At 49.2% G+C, this 21,625-nt stretch carries 15 protein-coding genes; 9 read left to right on the plus strand and 6 right to left on the minus strand.

Features of this window, described 5'->3' with window-relative positions; all coding sequences use genetic code 11:
* Window positions 1-105 precede the first annotated feature (105 nt).
* Window positions 106-501 carry a hypothetical protein gene (locus EFB08_RS06220; protein WP_123126080.1) on the minus strand — a complete coding sequence of 132 codons (396 nt, stop codon included), beginning with the start codon at window positions 499-501 and terminating at the stop codon, window positions 106-108.
* 158 nt (window positions 502-659) lie between these two features.
* Here EFB08_RS06220 and hppD point away from each other — a divergent pair, with 158 nt between their 5' ends.
* The 5 genes from hppD to EFB08_RS06245 all read left to right on the plus strand — a co-directional run bounded on the left by hppD (window position 660) and on the right by EFB08_RS06245 (window position 9,593).
* Window positions 660-1,760 carry a 4-hydroxyphenylpyruvate dioxygenase gene (hppD, locus tag EFB08_RS06225; protein ID WP_123126081.1) on the plus strand — a complete coding sequence of 367 codons (1,101 nt, stop codon included), beginning with the start codon at window positions 660-662 and terminating at the stop codon, window positions 1,758-1,760.
* A 72-nt stretch (window positions 1,761-1,832) separates the two neighbouring features.
* Entirely contained in the window at window positions 1,833-3,581 is a 1,749-nt protein-coding gene (locus tag EFB08_RS06230) for a phospho-sugar mutase (RefSeq protein ID WP_123126082.1), read from the plus strand.
* Window positions 3,582-4,377: 796 nt separating this feature from the next.
* The gene (locus tag EFB08_RS06235; RefSeq protein WP_123126083.1) at window positions 4,378-5,061 is read left to right on the plus strand and encodes a hypothetical protein; all 684 of its coding nucleotides are present in this window, start codon (window positions 4,378-4,380) and stop codon (window positions 5,059-5,061) included.
* Window positions 5,062-5,962: 901 nt separating this feature from the next.
* Window positions 5,963-8,578, plus strand: coding sequence for a gliding motility-associated C-terminal domain-containing protein (locus tag EFB08_RS06240; protein ID WP_123126084.1), 2,616 nt, complete (start codon window positions 5,963-5,965; stop codon window positions 8,576-8,578).
* Window positions 8,579-8,582: 4 nt separating this feature from the next.
* Entirely contained in the window at window positions 8,583-9,593 is a 1,011-nt protein-coding gene (locus EFB08_RS06245; RefSeq protein WP_123126085.1) for a PorP/SprF family type IX secretion system membrane protein, read from the plus strand.
* A 386-nt stretch (window positions 9,594-9,979) separates the two neighbouring features.
* Here the strand turns inward: EFB08_RS06245 and EFB08_RS06250 are convergent, their stop codons facing one another.
* Window positions 9,980-11,104, minus strand: a complete 1,125-nt coding sequence (locus tag EFB08_RS06250) for a glycoside hydrolase family 43 protein (protein ID WP_123126086.1) — start codon at window positions 11,102-11,104, stop codon at window positions 9,980-9,982.
* 502 nt (window positions 11,105-11,606) lie between these two features.
* Between EFB08_RS06250 and EFB08_RS06255 the strand changes: the two genes are divergently transcribed.
* Entirely contained in the window at window positions 11,607-13,550 is a 1,944-nt protein-coding gene (locus EFB08_RS06255; RefSeq protein ID WP_123126087.1) for a glycoside hydrolase family 2 protein, read from the plus strand.
* Window positions 13,551-13,719: 169 nt separating this feature from the next.
* Entirely contained in the window at window positions 13,720-14,478 is a 759-nt protein-coding gene (locus EFB08_RS06260; protein WP_123126088.1) for an MBL fold metallo-hydrolase, read from the plus strand.
* A gap of 109 nt (window positions 14,479-14,587) precedes the next feature.
* Here EFB08_RS06260 and EFB08_RS06265 read toward each other — a convergent pair whose 3' ends face one another.
* On the minus strand, window positions 14,588-14,965 hold the full coding sequence (locus EFB08_RS06265) for a hypothetical protein (RefSeq protein ID WP_123126089.1): 378 nt from the start codon (window positions 14,963-14,965) through the stop codon (window positions 14,588-14,590).
* A 154-nt stretch (window positions 14,966-15,119) separates the two neighbouring features.
* Window positions 15,120-15,455 carry a hypothetical protein gene (locus EFB08_RS06270; protein ID WP_123126090.1) on the minus strand — a complete coding sequence of 112 codons (336 nt, stop codon included), beginning with the start codon at window positions 15,453-15,455 and terminating at the stop codon, window positions 15,120-15,122.
* 177 nt (window positions 15,456-15,632) lie between these two features.
* Between EFB08_RS06270 and EFB08_RS06275 the strand changes: the two genes are divergently transcribed.
* Window positions 15,633-16,805 (plus strand): transglutaminase domain-containing protein, encoded by a 1,173-nt coding sequence (locus tag EFB08_RS06275; RefSeq protein ID WP_125077654.1) that lies wholly within the window; start codon window positions 15,633-15,635, stop codon window positions 16,803-16,805.
* A 439-nt stretch (window positions 16,806-17,244) separates the two neighbouring features.
* Window positions 17,245-17,685 (plus strand): hypothetical protein, encoded by a 441-nt coding sequence (locus tag EFB08_RS06280; RefSeq protein ID WP_123126092.1) that lies wholly within the window; start codon window positions 17,245-17,247, stop codon window positions 17,683-17,685.
* A 93-nt stretch (window positions 17,686-17,778) separates the two neighbouring features.
* Here EFB08_RS06280 and EFB08_RS06285 read toward each other — a convergent pair whose 3' ends face one another.
* Both EFB08_RS06285 and EFB08_RS06290 read right to left on the minus strand, forming a co-directional pair.
* Window positions 17,779-18,822, minus strand: coding sequence for a ferredoxin--NADP reductase (locus tag EFB08_RS06285; protein WP_123126093.1), 1,044 nt, complete (start codon window positions 18,820-18,822; stop codon window positions 17,779-17,781).
* 251 nt (window positions 18,823-19,073) lie between these two features.
* Window positions 19,074-21,560 (minus strand): TonB-dependent receptor domain-containing protein, encoded by a 2,487-nt coding sequence (locus tag EFB08_RS06290; protein ID WP_123126094.1) that lies wholly within the window; start codon window positions 21,558-21,560, stop codon window positions 19,074-19,076.
* Window positions 21,561-21,625: the final 65 nt, after the last annotated feature.

Below are 21,625 nucleotides of genomic sequence, written 5' to 3' on the forward strand. Positions count from 1 at the left end.
TTTTGCTCTGTTTTCTTAAAAACTGCCTTAAAACAGAAAAGGCTCCTGCTTAGCAGGAGCCGTATTTCTAACAAGTAAATTTGGCTAACAAGCTTTACGCAAAGATTATACGTCTGCGGTCCAAACTTCTTCGCGCACGTTTTTGCCTACGCTTAAGATCAGGCGGGTAGGGCTGGGCACCAACACCAGACGCGCCTCTTTGTTAGGGTAAGCATCGGCTTCCACCCAAACGCCTTGCTTGCCGTTCAGCTCCTCTGCGTTCAGGGTTTCTGCCAGGTAAGCAGTAGGGAGCAGGACATCTGTATCTGGGCAAACCTTCATGTGCACATCGCCGAGGACGTCTTCCAGATACTCCCCGAAATTGTCGTTGAACTCATCTTCCAAATCATGCAACTCTTCTTCCACGTCGTCATAGCGGTCATCGTTGTAAGAGAGTTTGCTTAGCTCCTGCTTTTTCTGGATGATGGTTACCAGCGCAGTATTCAGTTCCTGGATATTCATGCGTTCTAATTTTTTACAAATTTTATAACATCTGAGACTATTTCCAAGTAGACGGGCCAAATCCCTGTGCTAAAAACCTATTTTCTTTCCTGCACAATTATTCTATTTTTACACAAAACAGTCATTCTAACCAGAGTTTTCATCCCAAAACCTCTTCTATGGCCGAGCCCATTGATTTTCTTCCCCTCAACGGTACAGATTACATCGAGTTCTATGTAGGCAACGCCAAACAGAGCGCCTACTTCTACCAAAGTGCCTTCGGGTTTGAGTTAGTGGCCTACGCCGGCCCTGAAACCGGAGTACGTGACCGGGCTTCTTATGTTCTTCAGCAGGGCAAAGTGCGGTTTATGCTCACCACTTCCCTCCTGCCAGACTCACCTATCTCAGAGCACGTGCGCCTGCACGGCGATGGTGTGAAAGTCATGGCCCTGTGGGTAGACGATGCCTACAAATCCTACGAGGAGACAATCAAACGCGGGGCAAGATCAGCGGGCGAGCCGCAGACCCTCACCGATGAATTTGGCGAAGTACGCATCGCCTCTATCTACACGTACGGCGAGACCATCCACACCTTCGTGGAGCGCAAGAACTACACTGGTGCGTTTATGCCCGGGTTCAAGCCGCGCAAAAGCATGGTTCCCGTGGCACCGGTAGGGTTGAAGCACGTAGACCATTGCGTAGGTAACGTGGGCTGGGGCGAGATGAACACCTGGGTGGATTTCTATGCCAAGGTCATGGGCTTCCAGTTGCTGCTCACCTTTGATGACGAGGATATCTCCACGGAGTACTCGGCCCTTATGAGCAAGGTGATGAGCAACGGCAACGGCTACGTGAAATTCCCGATTAACGAACCCGCCGAGGGCAAGAAGAAATCGCAGATAGAAGAGTACCTTGATTTTTACCACAGCCCGGGCGTGCAGCACATCGCCATCGCGACGGATGATATCGTGACCACTGTGGGCGAGTTGCGCCGCCGCGGGGTAGAGTTCCTGAGCGTGCCCAGTTCCTACTACGAAGACCTGCTGGACCGCGTAGGCTCCATTGACGAAGACCTAAAACCGCTGCAGGACCTGAACATTCTGGTGGACCGCGACAACGAAGGCTACTTGCTGCAGATCTTCACCAAACCCGTGGAGGACCGACCTACCGTTTTCTATGAGATCATCCAGCGGAAAGGGGCTAAATCCTTCGGGAAAGGGAATTTCAAAGCACTTTTTGAATCGATTGAACGTGAACAAGCCCTGCGGGGTAACCTATAAACAAATAAAGCCGTTCTGGAACTGTTTTCAGCAAAACAGGCCCTAAACGCTTTCGTCTCTTTCTACTACACTATGGAAAACAATCTATCGCTGGAGCCAGCCGTATTGACCAAGGTAAATACCTGGTTAGAAGGTGCCTATGACCAGGACACCAAAACCGAATTGCAACGTCTTATTGACAGCCAGGATGCCGATGCCCTCACGGATTCCTTCTACAAGGACCTGGAGTTTGGAACCGGCGGTTTGCGCGGCATCATGGGCGTAGGCAGCAACCGAATGAACCGTTACACGGTGGGCATGGCTACCCAAGGCCTCAGCAATTATCTTTTGAAGTCTTTCCCCGGCCAGCAGATCAGCGTGGCTATTGCCCACGACAGCCGAAACAACAGCCCTTATTTCGCCAACGTGGTCGCCGATGTATTCAGCGCCAACGGCATCAAGGTGTACTTCTTCAGTGAACTGCGCCCCACGCCGGAACTGTCCTTCGCCATTCGTCACTTGGGTTGCCAGAGCGGTGTGGTCCTGACTGCTTCGCACAACCCCAAAGAATACAACGGCTACAAAGCTTATTGGAACGACGGAGGTCAGGTAACCGCCCCACACGATAAAAACATCATCGCCGAGGTAAACAAAATCACTTCGTTGGACCAGGTGAAGTTTGAGCGCAACGAGGCAAACGTTGAATTCATTCTGGACGAAGTAGACCAAGCCTACTTAGACAAAGTTGCGACCTTGTCGGTGGATCCAGCCATGATCCAGCGCCAGAGAGACCTGAGCATCGTCTTCACTCCTATCCACGGAACCGGTATCACCCTGGTGCCACGCGCGCTGGAGCGTTTCGGGTTCACGAACGTGCACGTGTTGGAGGCGCAGGCTACCCCAGACGGAAACTTTCCGACGGTGGTGTACCCGAATCCCGAAGAGAAAGATGCCATGAATCTGGCCATGCAAAAAGCCGAGGAATTGAACGCCGAACTAGTTTTGGCCACTGATCCAGACGCTGACCGCGTGGGCATTGCCGTACGTGACCTGAACGGGAAGTTCGTGCTGCTTAACGGGAACCAGACTGCCGCACTCCTCACCTACTACATTCTGCAGGCTTGGAAGAAAGCGGGCAAACTCACCGGCAAAGAGTACGTGGTGAACACCATCGTAACTACTGATTTGATCAACCGCGTGGCAGAAGGCTTTGGGGTCGATTGCTATGAGACTCTAACAGGCTTTAAGTACATCGCCACCATCATGCGCGAGAAAGAAGGCCAGGCCCAGTACATTTGCGGCGGCGAGGAAAGCTACGGCTTCTTGGTGGGTGATTTCGTGCGTGACAAAGACGCGGTATCTTCCTGCGCCATGATTGCGGAGATGACGGCTGCAGCCAAAGACCAGGGCAAGAGCCTCTATGAGCTCATGATCCAGATGTACCAGGAGTTCGGCTACTACAAAGAAGACCTTATCTCCTTGATGAAGAAAGGCCATCGCGGAGCGCAAGAAATCCAGGAGATGATGCAGGAATTGCGCGAGAATCCTCCCCACACCATTGCCGGTTCACCTGTTGCCGAACTGATCGATTACAAAACCGGCTTCCGCAGAAACCTGCGTACCGGCGAGGAAAGCGCCACCGGCCTGGAAAGCTCCAACGTGCTCCAGTTCCTCACCGAGGACGGCACCAAGGTATCGGCCAGGCCATCAGGCACCGAGCCGAAGATCAAGTTCTACTTCAGCGTACGCGAACCCCTGGCTTCCGCCAATGAATTTGAAAAAGTAGGCCAAAAACTGAATGACAAAATTCAGGCGATTATCTCAGACCTTAAACTGAAATAAATTTACCTATTCAACTTAGAAGGGCCTTCCTGTAAGCTACAGGAAGGCCCTTCTGTTTTAAAGCCATTTTACTCAAAACAAGCACAAAGTTCCTCTCCCTAAACCAAAGCCTTGAATTACTTTGCATTATATAAACTATTGATTAACTTAAGCTTATCATATAAGATCCCCCTGATCTTCGTTTTGGGTTTATCCAAAAACTCCCTTTCGCCTTACACACAATTGTACCTGTCCCATGGTGCAGTGTCTTCAGTTGAAGCTCATTATTTACTATCTGGGCCTAAACCAATGAAATACCTTTACTACTTTTTACACTTTTCTGCTTCAACCTTTTACTTATAAAGTACAAGGTAACAGGCTATCCTATGAACGCGGAATAAGGAGATGCATCAAATGGAAGTCCTGAGAAGATTGGAATGACGCAAGGTATTTTAAGACGGTACCATCCATTTGCCAGGCTATCACGGGCACCGGCCTTATGGATAAACTCTAAGGCTATTTTATCTTGTAAATCTTACAAAGTACAAACTAGATTATCGACCTCCGTTTTTCATGTTATTGGATAGGGTGTCTTGTGCAAGTATAAACGCAAGGCATGATACTTTCACTTTAAGATTCCATAACTATCGCCTAAACAACATTTTACAAATAGTACAAAGCATGGCTGCTTTTGATAAGTACCTATGTTTAAACGCAACCAGCTGCATTGTTGAAGTATATGGTTCCCACTTAACCCAAATGGAAGGTATGGCGCATAAAATATCCTATAAAAGAGTAAACCCTTATTATTTATTTTATGAAAAAGGTATTCCAGTACATAAAACGAGCCCTCCCCTTGTTCATCATCAGCCTTTTAACTTCTTGTGAGGAAAGCGATGAAGGGCCAGAAAGAGTATTCTTTGAAATGACTAGTACCACCTGGTACCGCTTTTCACCTACTGCACCTGCCCCGGCCGTTGTAAACGGTACAAACTATACAAGTTTTGCTTACTTACCTGGCGGGGGCACCGGAACTGCTACAGACATGGGAAGCATCACCACCTTCTTCAATCAATTGGCTTATACTTCTGATGCCACTGTCCCTCAGCCGGTTCCCGTAGGCACACTCCCCGCCTCGGTGTCCTTAATTCCTACCCTTCCTGTTTTGGGCGGGCCACTTCCTTTAATACAGGCTGGAGATTTCGCTGCCCTCACATCCGCAGATGCTTGGCTTCAAATGCCGGCTACAGATGCTTCAGGCAGAGTAATTAATTCGGTAATTTTCAATGGCAGCGGTGATGCCTTATTTACTACCCCCACAAGTCCTTCCATTATCACCCCTGTGTCAGCTACCAGGTTAAATCTAAGTGGCAAGTTAGCAGTGGTTGGCGGAAGAGGTAAATTTGCCAATGCAACCGGTGAGTTAGACTTAACTGTTTTCTTCAACCCCACGAATCCCAATGATGCCGGCTATAACGTGGAAGGTTGGATTGAATACTAGAATTTTGAGAACCTCAACTTTGCGCTAAAGCTGGTTGCCAAGGCTTCATAGTCTGAAGGATGGGATCCCTTCTCCTTTCCATTTGTGTATTTCAAATGACTTACCTGAACCTTCGCCGATGAAAGAACTGGATCTAGATTCAATTCCTTAAGCATTTGTGAGTCATTGGACCAGTTGATTTACTTGAATAATCACCTGAAAGCCAATACAAAAGCCCAACTTTTTCCCAAACCTACTGTAACATCCTCCAAAACAGAAAGCCCCTCCTACGCTATAAAGGAAGGGCTTTCCGTTTTGGAGGGTGTTTCAGGAAACTAAGCTAAAAACACTTCCCTCTAAAGTTGAAATGCGTCAATGTAAGGTTACCTCAATTGAATTTAACCACGAACCCTCTTTCTTTAAGCCAAAAAGCTATATTAAAATCCTTTCTTCCTATATTCTTTTTTTAAGTTATAAATAAAACAAAAGCTTTATGTTAGAGTATTGTCTTTAGAGTAAAGGTAAATCTGGCATGAGATCCAATCTTGAAAGTAAGGCATAGTACATTAAAAGATTTCGCCTGTTCAGGATTGTGTATCCAATATTATTTTTAATTTTAATCAAGGCTACCTTGCTAAGAAAGGACTAACGTTTACCTCGGCAAGTCTCTCCTTGGCTTTTCTTACAATTTGATGACGTTTTCAAGATTGTGATATAATAAAGTTGCCTTTTTTTCGATAAATAGTAAGAGGTTCATACACTTAAGAAGAAAGACATTTGATATAACTATTACTACCCTCCTACATCTGGATCATCCCCTGTAACCCCGTTTCTGGATAGGCAGACGCAATAGTTCTGTGAAGTTTCCTTCTTCCTCCTGTTTACCTGTTTTTGATGTTGTTTACTTTTTCCAGAAAACCGAATGCATTCATTCAAAAGCTATTTGCTGATATTTGCTATTTATCTCTATAGCTCCTCTTTCCTTTTCGGACAGACTACTCCGCCCCCTTCGTGCGGTGCGGCCATCACTCCACCAGCTCAAACCACCGTCTGCTCCGGAACTCCGTTGACAGCCACTCCCTCCGGGGCCGGATTTCTCTACCAGTGGCAGAAAGACGGGGTTAACATACCAAACGCCAATCAAAGTACTTTCCCGCTGGAGGAATCAGGGAGCTACACGGTGATTGTATTGGGACCTTCCTGCGCCGCCGATACCTCAGATGCGGTGGCTATGACCGTCAACAAAGAGGAAGCAAAGTTCAGTGTGGAGAAAAGGGAAGCGATGACCCCACAAAGTACCGATCCAGACTCCTGCGGAATTCCAGTTAAAGTAACCCTAAAGAATGAGTCTACACCGGAAACTGGTTTAACCTACAAATGGGAAATTCTGAATGGAGAAGACCCGGTAGACCCAGCCACTGCCAAATACATTGAAGGTACTTCTGAGACTTCTGAGAATCCGATTATCCAATTCAATGCAAAAGGCCAATACACCATAAAATTGAGAATCCAAGGGCCTTGCTTTGATCCAAATAACCCAGACGGCCCAGAAGACCCTGTTGATCCTGAAAACCCAGATGCTGAATCAGACGGCCGGTACGTACATGAAGAAACGGTAGTGATCGTTTATCCGCAGGTGACTCCACAGGGCTTAAATGAGTGTGAAGAACCTGGCGTACCCTTTACTACCAACGGAAAGGCCCTTGCTCCTTTTGACCCGAATACCCCTGAACCAATTAAACCCGAAACGATTGAGTGGAAGGTTGTGCAGGGTACCGGGGTTACCATCAGCAATCCTAACGAAGAGAACCCAACCATCACGTTTCCAGAAAAGAAAGGCACCTACGTTTTATCGGTGAAATTCGAAAATCAGTGCGAAAGCTCTGATGCTTTGGAAGGAACGCCTACGCTCATCACGGTTGAGTTTACTCCTCGGCCGGCCAAGCCCTTTTTACAGGTGACGCAAACCTCTATCTGCGTGGGCGGCACCTACCAGATAGCCCCTAGTCCAAATGATCCCACCAAAGGATATAATTTCTACGCAACCCCAACCGGTACCCAACCTCTGAATACTGGTGGTCCGGTATCCAGTTATTTTGCCGGCCCGGTGAACAGCAGAACGGTGTTCTATATCACGGCAGTGGAAAATGGTTGCGAAAGCCTGGAGCGCAGCGAGTTCACCATCAATATCATACAACAGGACATTCAGAACACCATTGGTACCGCTCAAACCATTTGCGCAGATACTAAACCTGCTGCTTTAACTGGGAACGATGCCACCGTAGGCACCAACCGCCCAATCTATCTTTGGGAAAGCCGTGCCGTAGGTGAAACTGAATTCTCCCCGGCCGATGGAAGAAACGACCAGCAGAGCTTTTCACCGGCTGCCTTGTCGCAAACTACTGCTTACCGCCGGACGGTGACTTTTGAAGGCTGTGATACCCCGAACCTCAGCAACGAGATCATCATCGAGGTCCTTCCGGTTATTCTTCCAAGTGAAAATACGATTCAGGCAGACAGGGTCTTGGTTTGTCGTGGCGATGCACCTACGTTCACCGGAAACCTTATTTCCGGCGATATTGAATATGTATGGCAAAGCAGCACCACCAGCGCCACCACCGGTTTTGTGGATGCCGCAGCCGCTCCCGGCACTGACAACAAGAACGGGGCTTCTTTTACCCCAGCTTTCGTGTCGCAGCCAACCTGGTTTAGAAGGATTGCCAAATACAAGGGCACAACCTGCGATTTTGTACCATCGGCGGAGGCCATTTTAATTAACATTGAAGAGTTGCCTCAAGCCCCGATTGTGAAGGCAGCCGATGTAAGCACCTGCCAGGGAAGCTCGGCCCAGTTGGAAGTGCTTCCAGCCACCGGCGGACCTTTTACTTATGTTTGGTACACCGAGGCTACAGGCGGCTCCCCTATCGGTTCCGGTTCACCTTTCGCCACCCCACCCTTGACAGGCGACGCCACCTTCTATGTAGAAGCAGTTAGTGCCAATGATTGTGTGAGTCCTCTGCGTACCGCGGTAAGGGTAGCCGTAGCCCCAATTTCGGCCAATGCAGGTAGAGATACTACCATCATCCAGGGACAATCGCTGCAACTGAAAGCCACAGGAGGTAATACCTACAAATGGACGCCTACCACCGGGTTAAGCAACCCGAACGTGGCGGATCCAGTGGCTACTCCAAATGTCACCACTACCTACACCGTGACTGTTTCCAGCGGAGCCGGTTGTGAGGCTGTGGATGATATAACCGTAACTGTGTTGCCAAGAATTGTGGTGGTGAACACGTTCAGCCCTAACGGTGACGGGATCAATGAACTCTGGGAGATCAAGAACATTGAGAATTACCCCGATGCCACGGTAGAGATCTTCAACCGCTATGGCGCCAAGGTATTCAGTTCAAACGGGTACAGCCAACCGTGGGATGGAATGCACAACGGCAGTCCGCTTCCGTTGGCCACCTATTATTACATCATCCGCCTGAAGAAAGACGAGAAACCATTCACGGGCAGTATTACCATTATCAAATAATCAGATGAAGAAATATTTAGGCACTTTTCTGGTTTTACTGCTTCTTACCGCCCCGGTTTGGGGACAACAACGGCCGCAGTACAGCCAATACATGATAAATGGATATTTGCTGAATCCCGCCATCACGGGGATTGAAGACTATACCGAGGTAAAAATTGGAACCCGTCAGCAGTGGATGGGACTGGAAGGCGCTCCTAAAACCTTCCATGTTAGTGCGCACACACCACTTAACAAACAGGTAGCCAGTGTGCGTACGGGGGGCAAGGGCATCACCAGCACCCGCAAGGTGAACCAGAACCGATTTGTTCGGGCATATCCGCACCATGGCGTGGGAATCCAGGCGATCAAGGATGTGACGGGCCCTCTAAGCCGGACGAATGTGAACCTTACTTACGCCTACCACCTACCCATTACCAAAACCATCACGGTGTCTATGGGGGCAAGTGCGGGTATCCTGCGCAACGGGTTCAATCCAAGCAAGGCTACGTTCACCAATCCGTCTGACCCGGCCATTTCCAGCGACTACGTGAACCGGAACTACTTTGACCTGGGAATAGGAACCTGGATTTACTCGAATTCCTTTTTCGTTGGCCTATCTGGCGCGCAGCTCCTGAAAAGCAACCGAGACTTGAACCCCGCCGAGGAAGAGGAAACCTCGAACAATGTGCTACAGAAGCATTTTATTGGAACAGCAGGCTATAAACTTCCCGTAGGGCGCGAAGTGGTTTTGATACCATCTGTCTTGGTGAAACTCACCGAGCCTAGCCCCACCACCCTAGATTTCAACTTAAGGGCCCTATACGCCGACAGGGTTTGGGCAGGTGTCTCTTTCCGAAACCAGGATGCGTTTGCCTTCATGGCGGGCGTGAACATCAGCCATATCATGGATGCCAGCTACTCTTATGACTACAACACCTCAGAGTTGAACATCGCCAACTCGGGCACCCACGAAGTAGTTCTGGGATTGAAACTCTTCAACAAAGGGAAAGTAATCTGTCCGCGCTGGATGCATTGATTCAGGTTCTTTAGATACTAAAAGAGAGAGGCCAATTTCCTAGGAGATTGGCCTCTCTTGATTTTGAGCTATTTTCAGGAAAACTGCCCCAATTCACCTGAAGTCAACTATGCCTTGTATTTAAACGTTTTTGGTTGCTTGTAGAGACCAAGCTCTGCCTTGTCTCCAAGATGGCAAAGAAAAGTATGGGCAATCCCTGGTGGTTGCCCTTCACGGTAAATCACTGATTAAAACACCTTGGCTTTTTAAACAAGGGTTGCTTTTAGGACATGTTTTATTGAAAACGCCGCCAAAGCAGAAAGGGTTACCACCAGAGATTGCCCCTACACAAAAAAGCCCGACCTCTAAATAAAAGGCCGGGCTTTAAATTTGAAATCGAATAAAACTTAGGACTTCAACGGGTTGATGGTCTGGATGGTGCCATCTGGGTTGTGGGTTAGCTCGGTTACTTTGACGTTACGTAGATGGGTTTTGCCCGATAGCTGCGTGTCATGGTAGAACAGGTACCACTTGCCTTTGAACTCCACTACCGAATGGTGGTTGGTCCAGCCTTGCACCGGTTTCAGGAGCACGCCTTTGTAGGTGAACGGTCCGGTGGGTGAATCCCCGATGGCGTACACAATGTTGTGGGTATCGCCGGTGGAGTATGAGAAGTAATATTTGCCGTTGTACTTGTGCACCCAGGCGGCTTCAAAGAAACGTCTGTCATGGTCAGTGGCAGGGAAAGGCTTTCCGTTTTCGTCCAGAATCTGCACGTCTTTTACCGGTCCATCAAACCCTAGCATGTCTTTGCGCATCTTAGCCATTTTGGGCAGGAGCGCGTTTCCGGTGGTTGGCTCCGGAGCCGCGGTAGAATCATACTTGCCGGTAGCCCAACGCTGCAGCTGACCGCCCCAGATTCCGCCGAAGTACATGTAAGAAGTTCCGTCTTCATCCGTGAAAACGGCGGGATCCATGCTGAAGCTGCCCTCAATAGGTTTAGGCTCGGCTTTGAACGGGCCCGATGGCGAGGTAGAAGTAGCCACGCCGATTCTGAACACATCCTGCTTGTCTTTCACCGGGAAGTAAAGGTAATACTTGCCGTTTTTGAACGCCGCGTCTGGAGCCCACAACTGACGACCGGCCCACGGAATATCCTTCACGCGCAAGGCCACCCCATGATCGGTTACCTTGCCGTTAATATCATCCATTGAGAAGACATGGTAATCGCGCATGTCAAAGTGATCGCCGTTGTCATTCTCCGGGGTACCCGCGGCGGTATCATGCGAAGGGTAAATGTAGATTTTGCCGTTGAATACGTGCGCCGACGGATCTGCGGTGAACAGGTCTTTTACCAGTGGCTGAGACAGGTACTTAGAAGTATCGGTCTGGGAAGTGGTAGCGGCAGGGGTGCTGCTCTCATCGGCCGAAGTTTTCGTGTCTGCTCCGTCCTGTTTTTGGCAGGCGCTGTTCAAGGCAGAAGCAGCTACCAATACCAAAGGCAGATACTTGGCGGTTCTAAACTTTGTCATCTTTTGTTTGTGGGTTAGGATTTATCAGGTGAATATACTCAAATCCCCTTGGCTTCCGCAACCGATTGCAATTAAAAATGTCAAGTCCCCAATAATCAGGGGAAAGCCACTCCTCTCTACTTTGACTGGTTCCTAAACCAATCTCCTCCCCACTTCTTTTTCTTAATTACTCCAGAGTTCTCGTCACTAGTAGGGCCTCTATAAGCAAGATAAGTTTATTCTCTTGCTGAATACCAGTTTACAGGCCATTTTCAGAAAATCAAGGCCTAACAAACGTTTAGTCTAAATTCAACGTCTGCTTGAATTACAATCCGTCTCAAGCTTAATTCAAACCATTTATACCCAAACATTTTACTCCTGCTTTCTTAAAACAAGGCCCAAAATAAGGAAAAAGAAAAATAGCATTTATCTAAACTGATTTCCATAAGAGACAACCTTAGCGGAAATAAACCTCGTTTAAGAAAAGAAAGAGAAAAATCACCCTTACCAATTATCTACAACCATGACTTCTAAACACCCTAACCTCAGCGTGACCGAGAGTTCTGAAGAATCTATTGTTTCCAAGAATATTGAGGAGTCTAAAGAGGCTGATTTTGAAGATAGCTCCCATGTTTTTATAAGCGCCGATAACCCCCTCCCCCGGGTAGTGCTTCGGCCTAATACGTACTCGTTGCTGGACGGTGAGTGGAAATTTTCCCTGGACCAGGATGACCGCGGCTTACAGGAGGCTTGGTACCTGGGGTATAAATACAAGCACACCGCCAACTGGCCAGGTTCTGTAGAGGAACACATGGCCCAGAACAAAGAAACGCTGCAAACCCCCGCCTGGCAAGACAAAGTGATTGCCTGGTATGAGCGTGAGTTCACCCGACCCGAGAAACTGGAAAGCGGCGGGAAAAGCATTTACCAGATCACCTTTGGGGCGTGTGGGTATGAAACCCGGGTTTGGCTTAACGGCCGCCTGCTCACCGACATTGAGGGCGGCGAGGTGCATTACGGCGAATACAACTCCTTTTCCTTTGAGATCAACGAAGACCACCTGCTGCCGGTGAACTGGCTTACCGTGCGCATCTCGCACAGCATGGATGCCGAGGTGCCCCGGGGCAAGCAGGAATCTCACGTGTACAAACGCGGGGGAATCTGGTACCAGACCTACGCCGGAGCCGTGCGCAGCGTTTGGATTGAAACCGTTGAGCGCAACCGCCTCCGCTCGCGCGTAGGCGTGCAGGGAATCATTGAAGACTCCATGGTGCGCTTCAATTTTACCACCAGAATTCATGATCCCGGCCAGTACACCCTGAAGCTGAACATCTATGACCGGGAAGCAGGTCCTCACGCAGAACCTATTTCCACCTCCGACTTCAACCTAAGGCTGGAAGCTGGCCAGAAAGCCCAGTATGTAGCCATTGAAGTGCCCAATGCCCGATTATGGAGCCCCGAGGACCCTCACCTGTACCGGTTCGAGGCGCAGTTGATTGACAGCTCGGGGTATTCCGCTGAAATAGAAGGGCACTTCGGGTTGCGCAAGATTGAGGCCCGCGGAAGGCACATTTACCTCAACAACCAGGAAATCTACATAGACGGAATCCTGTACCAGCCCGGTACCGCTACGTACGAGGAAATGCGACGCCACATGTACGCCATGAAAGAACTAGGTTGTAACCTGGTACGCGTACACATAGCCGGTATCGATCCAAGGATCTATAACCTGGCTGATGAAATTGGGTTGCTGCTGTGGGTGGAGGTGCCAAGTCCGCACTCTTCTACCAAGCGGAGCCGCGAGAACCACCGCATTGAGCTTATGCGCATGCTGGCCCTCATCGAAACCAACCCCTCAGTGGTGATCTGGAGTTTGTACAACGAAGACTGGGGCGCCCAGGACATTGCGACCAACCCCGAGACCCGCCAGTACATCATGGATATCTTCCACTTCATGAAAATCAGGTATCCGCAGTTCCTGGTAGTGGATAACGACGGATGGCAGCACATTTCTTTTGAAGGAAAGCTGAAGTCTGACCTGCTCACCGCTCACCTGTACACACCTAAACTGAACAAGTGGAAGAAGCTGCTTGATAAACTGACCGCCGGCGAAATGGAAGGCGTAGCCGTGCTGCCGTTGGTGATTGGTGACCAGTACTTCTACCGCGGACAAACACCGTTGATTGTAAGCGAATGGGGAGGTTTCGGGTTCTCAGATTACGGCGGACCCCAAAGCTCTGACGAACGCACCGAGTCCATCAGAGCTTTTAAGCAGGAACTCCGGAAACGCCGCATTGCGGGAGATGTCTATACCCAGGCCACCAACATTGAAGAGGAGAAAAACGGGCTCCTTGACTTCCATACGGGAGAACTGACGGTTCCGGCGGGCTTGCTCAGTACCCAGGACTGTGGTATAGAGCCACAAGCCAGCAAACGGGTGGGGCGTAAGAAGAAGAAAAAGGAATAACCCGCTTAGTTAAAAAAAAAAGGAAGAACTTGTTTCAGGGCCGTTTTCAAAGAACCGCCTCTGAAACAGGTTCTTTTATCTTTAGGCCTCCTGGCTGCGTAAAACTACAGGAAACAAATTTTAGGTTAAATTGTCCTATATTCAGTATATCCATCTAATGAATACACCTATGAAAAAACTCTTGCTCCTGCTTTTCAGCATCGGCACTTTTCAAGTTGGGGCGCAAAACCTGCCTCAGCCCGACCGCATCAAAACCGAAAAAGGGGACTTGGTGGTTCAGCCCGTCACCCATGGTTCGGTGGTCTTGCAGTGGAACGGGAAAACTATATGGGTAGACCCGTACGGTGGAGCTGCCCTGTTCACCAACCTGGCCAAGCCAGACCTGATTCTGATCACCGACATCCACCCTGACCACCTGGATACCAAAACCTTGCAGGCCCTACCCACCACTACTGCCATGGTAGTTGCCCCACAGGCAGTGGTAGACCAGTTACCCGAAGCCATGAAAGCCAAAGCGGTGGTGCTGAAGAACGGCGCCAAAACCCAACAGCTAGGAGTTGACATTGAGGCCATCCCCATGTACAACCTGCCAGAATCTGCCGATGCCATGCACACCAAAGGCCGCGGGAACGGATATGTTTTGAGAATGGGGAACAAAAACGTGTACCTGTCTGGTGACACTGAGGATATCCCCGAGATGCGGGCCCTCAAAAACATTGACGTGGCGTTCGTGTGCATGAACCTGCCTTACACCATGGATGTAAACCAGGCCGCCTCCGCTGTGCTGGAATTCAAACCGAAAGTCGTGTACCCGTACCATTACCGGGGCAAGGAGGGACTGAGTGATGTAAACGCGTTCAAAGCCCAGGTGGAGGCCGGTAAAAAGCAGATTGAGGTCCGCCTGCGGGAATGGTATCCTAAGAGCTAGCTCACAACGCTTTCCTTTAGGGCCATTTCCCTGAAAAGGGCCTTAAACGAAAATCGGGGTTCCCACTTTCTGCAAGTGGGAACCCCGATTTTCGTTTTAGAACGCATTCTTAGAGCCGGTTGTAATCGGCTTCTTCAGAATTGGTTTCTTTGCTGTCCAGCGGCTGGTCGTTCATGCGCAGACCGTTGGCACTACCGTCCATGGCGTCATAACTTCCTTCCATTTCAAAGCCAGGGCCCTGGGTGTCAGACTCCTTGCTGGCAGGGTCGTTAGCCCCGTAACCGGTGATCTCGTTCCCCCCGATGTGCAGGTTCTCCAGTTTGTCTTTCTGGTCATTGCGTTCGGTATCGCCGCCCAAACCTATGTTCCGCTTGGCCGATGGGTCTGGTTGGTTTCCGGGCGCGTTTCGCTGATGGTATTCATCGTTCAGGTTGTTCGCCTTTTTGGAGTCTTTATTATCGTCGTCAAAAATATCTAGAATAGCCATAGTCTTTAAAGTAAGGTGTATACCCGTTTACGAGGACGAAGGCGGGTTGTTTAGAACCACCCCTGCTATACTGTTAGAAATGGTGGTTTAATCAAAAAAGGAGGGCCTGCCTTTGGCAAGCCCTCCTTTATATAAATCCCTTTTATAACGGGTTCTAATGCTTTTTACCTTTTTTCTTTTTCCCACCGTAGTGACCATTGCCATTGCCGTGGCCTTTTCCGTGTTTCTTCTGCTGGCCTGGGGCATAGGCACGGGCAGATTGGTCACCGTTCACCTTTTTGGCTTGTCCCGGAGGAAGGCCTCTGGTGGAGGAGTTGGTTCTACCGTCTGGGAAATGGATACCGGGGAATGAATCTGAGGTTCTTTGGCTTTTGGAAGTACGGGTACCGGTTGGGTAACGCGAACTGCTGGTGTTTTTGGAACTGGAGCAGGCAGCCGCACTAATCAGGAAAAGCACCAAAACCACTAATTGTACAATCTGTCTTTTCATAATCTTTATCTGAGTTGCGAAATATTTTAAAAGGCAACTACAAGTATAAAGCCAAATAAATTATAAAAAGGGGTTCTCCGGCAATCATATAAAACAAACCCGGAAACGTTATCTCATCTGGCGGTGTTATTTCGTTACAAAAACAAGGATTTCCTTTCTTTCTCAGGGACTTACACCATGTCTAAGCTGGTTGCCATTTTTTTTCTTTTTGTACTTTCTTTTCAGGTTTCGGGGCAGAATTACGCTGAACCACATGAGGTGTCTACCTCCGCCCCGGTGATTCCGGCTGCCCAGGCCAGAAGCATTGATGGTATTGCCCGGTTCATCAACACCCACTACAAATCACCCCAGGATAAAGTGAAAGCCATTTACCAGTGGCTTACCTCCAACATTGCCTATGATGTGCAGGCGCTGTCGCGTATGCCGCTGTACTATGAAAAGCAGTCGCTCATTGCGCAGACGCTTATTACCAGAAAAGCCGTGTGCCAGGGCTATGCCGAGGTTTTCCATGAACTATGCGCCAAGACTGGTATTCCTTCTTACCTGATCACTGGGTTTGTAGTGCCCCGAGGAACTTCTGCGCCCATGTCGCATGCCTGGTGTGCCGCTAATCTGGGAGGCCAATGGTACCTCTTTGATCCTACCTGGGGAGCCGGAATGGTGGAGAGAGGGAAGTTTGTTCCGCGCATCAATCCGAAGTATTATATGGTGTCGCCCGCCAAAATGGTGCAGACGCACCTTCCGTTTGATCCCCTTTGGCAGTTTCTGGCCCAGCCTCTTACCTACCAGGAATTCCTTACTTCCAGAGGTGCCGCGCCTCAACCCAGACCGGTTTTCCATTTCAAGGATTCCCTTGCCACCTATGAAGCGTCCTCTGAAAAAGCGCAACTTACAGGTGCCATCAGAAGAATAGAAATCCAGCCTACGATTCCCGCGGTGGCTCTTGACCAGTTGAACCACCTGAAAAAGAACCTTTCGGTTGTGCGCGAAAACGAGACCATTGACTTGTACAACGAAGCCGTGGTTTCCTTCAACACCGGCATAGAACAACTAAACCAATTTATTCAGTACCGGAACAACCGGTTTCAACCGATCAAGCCTGACCAGGAACTTCGGCAGATGACAAACGACCTTAACTCTCAGTTCAGCCAGACCAAACGCCTTCTCCAGAAGATCAAACCCGCCGATAATACAAATCTCTTTTTGTCTTTACAGAACATGAAGGCCATGGTAGAGAAGGCTTTTGTCCAGGTAGCGAAACAGGAAATATTTTTAAAAAGGTACCTGAAAACTCCCGCAAGCCAGCGCCACACCTTGTTTTACCGACAAGCCTTAGCCGATAAGAACTGAACCATCGGAAAAATCGATTTGAAGTGCGTTCTGTTTAGGGCCTGTTTTTTGGAATACGGCCCCTAAACGTATCTGAGCTCCATTAAGGCCTCCATTTACTTCTAGCAATCCCCCAAAATACTGCTCTATGGCTATTCACACGGCTCTTAGCAATAGGTGTACTTGCTGCAAACTCGTCACTACATCTTCGCGGCTAATGATCTATTATGCAAATACATTGGAAAATTAAACAGCCGTTGGGAAAATACAGGAAAGACAAGCCTTAGCCGCAAACCAGGTAGTAAGGCCAAAATAGTTTGTAAAAAGTGGCTTGTGAGGGAAGGATTGGGTTACTTTGATCCGTTTTTATACGTAGGAAGAAAGTAGGTACCTACAGTGAATTCACGTTGAAAGCAAAAGAATAGTACCTTTGTGTCATCCATGGACATTACTCACTCCAATGACGAAAGTTGAACTGAAGAAACCGAATGGAGATGTCTTCCTCATTGCTGAGCGGACCCAAAATAACGAATACATTCATGCCCAATGGGTTGGCATCCAGACCTTAGATACTGTGATGCAGGGTGGCACCCATTATATCAAGATGCTGCAGGAGCAGCCGTGCCCCCGTTTGCTGAACAACCACAAAGAATTGATTGGACCCTGGAACGTAGCCAACGACTGGATTGTGCAGTTCTGGACTCCTAAAGTCATGGAACTTGGTTTACAGTACATGAGCCAGGTGCTGGCCCCCGGAATTTACGGCCAGATGTCGTTTCACCAGCTACACCAGCACATTGGTGATAAATTCCAGATCAAAATGTTTGAAGAAGTGGCACCCGCTCTTGACTGGCTGATGCAGGTAGGAAATGAAAACACCATCTTTTCTTCAGGCAGGTAACAGCAGAAATCAAGGCACCAAAAAAGGCATCTCTTTAGAATGGAGATGCCTTTTTAGTTTTCAGGTTAGTTATCTTAAAATGGGCCCTAAGCGCTACGGTACCTCCAGCACCACATCTCCCCCTACCGCATAGCCAACACAGGTGAGGACAAGCCCTCGGTTAACTTCCCTCTCGGTGAGCACTTCATTATATGACATCCAGACTTTGCCTTGCCGGCAGGTAGCAGCGCAGTTCCCGCATCGGCCGGCTTCACAGCTGTAGGGCAAGGCTATCCCCGCTTTTTTCGCCGATTGTAAAATGGTATCGGGGTACTGGGTTTGCAGGCGATGTACCTGGTCTTGGTATATGATTTCAAGAGTATGCAGATAGGTATCCGGTGGAGTAACTTTCACCTGGATTTTAGTGGTACTGAAAGTCTCCTGGCGGATGTTGGCCGCTGGCACTCCTATTTCCCTTAGGCCATAGAGACACAGGCGCCGGTAATTTTCAGGCCCACATACATAACATAATACTTCAGCCGAAGACACTTTGCTGTATTGCCGCACCAGTTGCTTTAAAAGTTCTTTGTGCAAGCGGGCCTGGTTTAACCTGGGCGAATTACTGAACAGGAAATGAAGCACAAACCGATTTGGATGTTCTTTTCCCAGTTGCGTTAACTCCTGCCGGTAAATAGTCACTTCAGGGCTTTGGTTGCTGTACACCAGCACCACCGAAATGTCGGGATGCCCGTGGAGCAGCGTTTTCAATAAGGAGTATATAGGAGTGATGCCACTCCCGGCGGCCCAGAAGAACACCTGTCCGTAGGTAGAAAGATCCTCGGGCAAAGTGAAGAAACCGGCCGCGCCAATGGTCTGGATTTGGTCGCCCACCTTGGCCTGGTCAATCAACTTACGGGAAAGAAAACCGTTCTCCACGCGTTTTACCCCAATCGCCAGGGATTCACCCAGCACCGGGGCCGAGGTGATGGAATACGACCTCCTGATTTCCTCCTTTTTTCCCTGGGTCACTAAAGTGAGGTACTGACCAGCCACGTAGGAAATAGCCTTGGCATCTTCTCCCCCGAAAACAAAGGTTTTCACCCCGGGCAATTCTTCTCTGATCTGGGTAATGGTAAGCGAGTGATACGTAGAATCCATCAAAAGAATACTTTCAAGCCAAATAATCTCTAAACGGATTTAAGGTTGGCAGAGACAATTTAGATTTTGAAAGATTCACTTCCTGCTTGAGGACAAGGCCTTCCCAAAGTTTTTGAAAGCCCCACTTCTACCCTACTTCCGTTTAAGGGCTTTATTATCAAAAATAGCCTCAAAACGGAAGCAAGCTAAACTTCTCCTTCCCCGGGTGGAATCCATCAGGTCACCAGGAGGAGGAGAAGGTTCAACCCAATCTAGTTGTTTGAATCGCCGTCAGACTTGGCGTCATCGTTGTTGATTTTCTTTTTACGCTTGGGCTGGGTTTTCGCGGTGATTTTCCCAAACTTATAGCTGGCCCCTACTTTCACCTGTCGGTTATAGATATACATGGTATTGACCTGTTCGGCCGATGGTGTTTTGAAGATATTCCGCTGCCGCAGTGAGGCAGAGAATGGGTTGTCCACTCCTACCGTGATGCTTCCGTTTTTATTTAAGATGTCTTTTTTCAAAGCGAGGTTAAAAACAGCGAAAGAAGAAGTTCTGCCCTGAAGGGTTACCCGGCGTCCATTGAACTGCCCAAAAACCTGCGCACTGATTCCCTTCCCGAAAACATACGAGGTATTCAGGTTGGCATTGTACATTACGCTGGCGTTAGAGGCATTCAGGAGCGAAGTTTCGCTTTGCAGGTCCAGGTAGAACACGTTCAAATTCGCACTGACGTTACCCTTCTTAAGGAACTTCATGCTGCTGAACAAACTAAGTCCGTAGCTGGCATTCCGCCCGATGTTTGCGAACCGGGTGTAGTTCACGCCTTCATCGGTGGGCAGAGTATAGGCCTCAATAGAATTGTTGGTTTGCCGCCAGAAAGCGGTGGCATTAACGGAGAACCCGCTTTTGAAAAACGTGCTGTAGCCCACTTCATAGGCATTGGTGATCTCGGCGTTCAGGTTAGGATTTCCCACCTGGATGTTAAAGGTGTCGGCGCGGTTTTCATAGGGATTAAGCAGACCCAACTGCGGGCGCTGGATGCGTTTGGTGTAGTTGAACTTCAGCGTCTGGTTGTTTTTCAGGGCTTTAGAGACGGCAAAGCTGGGAATAAAGTTATCGTAGCTCTGCGCCACAGAGGTCTGGGTTGAGGTAAAGTCGCCGTCTACCTTGGTGTGTTCATAGCGGGTTCCCAACTTGAAGTTGTATTTCTTGTTCACACTGAATTCATAGGAAGCATAGGCCGCCCCCACATTCTGGTGATAGGCAAAAACATCGGTCCGGGAGGGTTCTGTCACAAAGGGAGCTGCCGCAGGATTGGCCACCAGAAACTGGTAATCACTCTCTACATAGCGCAGAATGGCTTTTCCGCCCACTTCCAGCAGGTGCTTGTTTTTGAACGGATGCGTGTAATCTACCTGAAACGTTTTCTCCTCATTGTAGGCATCGTTCAGGTTCTGCTCTTTCAAGGCCAACTGCTGATCCAGGTTGTAGACATCGGCGAGATTGGAATTCTCTCTGTCGTTGCGGCTCAACAAACCCAGAACGCTCAGTTCACGTCCTGGTTGGGCAAATTGCTGGGTGAAATCAAGGTTGATGTCGTAGTTCATGTTATCGAACTGGTTTCGGTTCACCCGGGTATTGCTCCCGATGACGCCTCCGTTCAGGTATTGGGTGGAGGTTTGGGTTGTCAGATAAACAAACTCGCCGCTCTGCATCCTAACTCCAGCCGACAGGCTGCTTCTTTTGGTAAGTTCATAGTCGGCCCCGAACTGCAGCATCTGGAACTCGCCCTCGCGTTTGCCTTTCATAGACTGGCTCAGGCGATCAATACCGGGAATGCCGCGGTACACGGTTTCGCGGATGTTTTCGGCGGGATTATTGCGCCAGTTGTACCCCAGGCTGGTATTCACCCCTAATTTACCCTTGCGGTAATTCACCGTTCCGTTCACAACACTAATGCGGTTTCCGTAGGAAGCGTTCACCATGCCGTTTACCCCCTGCAGGTTGTTTTTCTTGGTAATGATGTTGACGATTCCGGCCGTACCCTCGGCATCATACTTCGCCGAGGGACTGGTGATGATTTCCACGCTTTTGATCATATCTGACGGAATCTGCTGCAGAGCATCGGCCACGCTGCTTGCCATTACCGCCGATGGTTTGTTGTTGATCAACACCCTGATGTTGGAGCTACCGCGCAGGGCCACGTTCCCTTCCAGATCAACGGTCAACCCGGGCACTTTCTTCAGGACATCGGTGGCGGTACCCCCGGCGTTGGTGATGTCTTTTTCGGCGTTGTACACCATGCGGTCCACCTTTTCCTCCACCAGAAGTTTATCGCCTACCACTGAAACCTCGTCTAACGTCCTAGCTCCTCCCTTCAGGGCCACTACCCCAATGTTCACCTCTTCTTTGTTGCCCACCGTGATGTTGTCAAACACCTTGGTTTCAAAGCCCAGAAAACTCACCGACAACTTATATTGTCCTTCCGCAACCTTCCCCAGAGAGAACCTTCCTTTATCATCAGACACGGTGCCGTCTACCGTTTTCCCTGATGCTTTCTCTACCAGGGAAATGGTGGCAAATTCAATGGGTTTCTGGCCCGTTTCCTCCAAAATCACCCCGGCAATTTTCCCGTTTCCTTTAGGGGTTGGTTGTGCGGCAACGGCCATTGATTTGGGAGGAGTGGGTGCCTGGGCAAAAGTTTGGTGCGCGCACAGAATTCCGGCTACCGCCATGAGTAGTACTTTTTTCATACGTTTGTTGATTAAGAATAGTAAAGAATCACCTATCAGATTAAACTCCGGCCTACTTCTAAAGG

The sequence above is a fragment of the Rufibacter latericius genome (assembly GCF_003721515.1).
Classification (GTDB): domain Bacteria; phylum Bacteroidota; class Bacteroidia; order Cytophagales; family Hymenobacteraceae; genus Nibribacter; species Nibribacter latericius.

Coding starts and splice junctions, on each gene's coding strand:
- EFB08_RS06270 (WP_123126090.1), bottom strand. CDS start 15,455: ATGAAAAGACAGATTGTACAATTAGTGGTTTTGGTGCTTTTCCTGATT.
- EFB08_RS06255 (WP_123126087.1), top strand. CDS start 11,607: ATGACTTCTAAACACCCTAACCTCAGCGTGACCGAGAGTTCTGAAGAA.
- EFB08_RS06250 (WP_123126086.1), bottom strand. CDS start 11,104: ATGACAAAGTTTAGAACCGCCAAGTATCTGCCTTTGGTATTGGTAGCT.
- hppD (WP_123126081.1), top strand. CDS start 660: ATGGCCGAGCCCATTGATTTTCTTCCCCTCAACGGTACAGATTACATC.
- EFB08_RS06235 (WP_123126083.1), top strand. CDS start 4,378: ATGAAAAAGGTATTCCAGTACATAAAACGAGCCCTCCCCTTGTTCATC.
- EFB08_RS06285 (WP_123126093.1), bottom strand. CDS start 18,822: ATGGATTCTACGTATCACTCGCTTACCATTACCCAGATCAGAGAAGAA.
- EFB08_RS06280 (WP_123126092.1), top strand. CDS start 17,245: ATGACGAAAGTTGAACTGAAGAAACCGAATGGAGATGTCTTCCTCATT.
- EFB08_RS06220 (WP_123126080.1), bottom strand. CDS start 501: ATGAATATCCAGGAACTGAATACTGCGCTGGTAACCATCATCCAGAAA.
- EFB08_RS06290 (WP_123126094.1), bottom strand. CDS start 21,560: ATGAAAAAAGTACTACTCATGGCGGTAGCCGGAATTCTGTGCGCGCAC.
- EFB08_RS06240 (WP_123126084.1), top strand. CDS start 5,963: ATGCATTCATTCAAAAGCTATTTGCTGATATTTGCTATTTATCTCTAT.
- EFB08_RS06265 (WP_123126089.1), bottom strand. CDS start 14,965: ATGGCTATTCTAGATATTTTTGACGACGATAATAAAGACTCCAAAAAG.
- EFB08_RS06245 (WP_123126085.1), top strand. CDS start 8,583: ATGAAGAAATATTTAGGCACTTTTCTGGTTTTACTGCTTCTTACCGCC.
- EFB08_RS06260 (WP_123126088.1), top strand. CDS start 13,720: ATGAAAAAACTCTTGCTCCTGCTTTTCAGCATCGGCACTTTTCAAGTT.
- EFB08_RS06275 (WP_125077654.1), top strand. CDS start 15,633: ATGTCTAAGCTGGTTGCCATTTTTTTTCTTTTTGTACTTTCTTTTCAG.
- EFB08_RS06230 (WP_123126082.1), top strand. CDS start 1,833: ATGGAAAACAATCTATCGCTGGAGCCAGCCGTATTGACCAAGGTAAAT.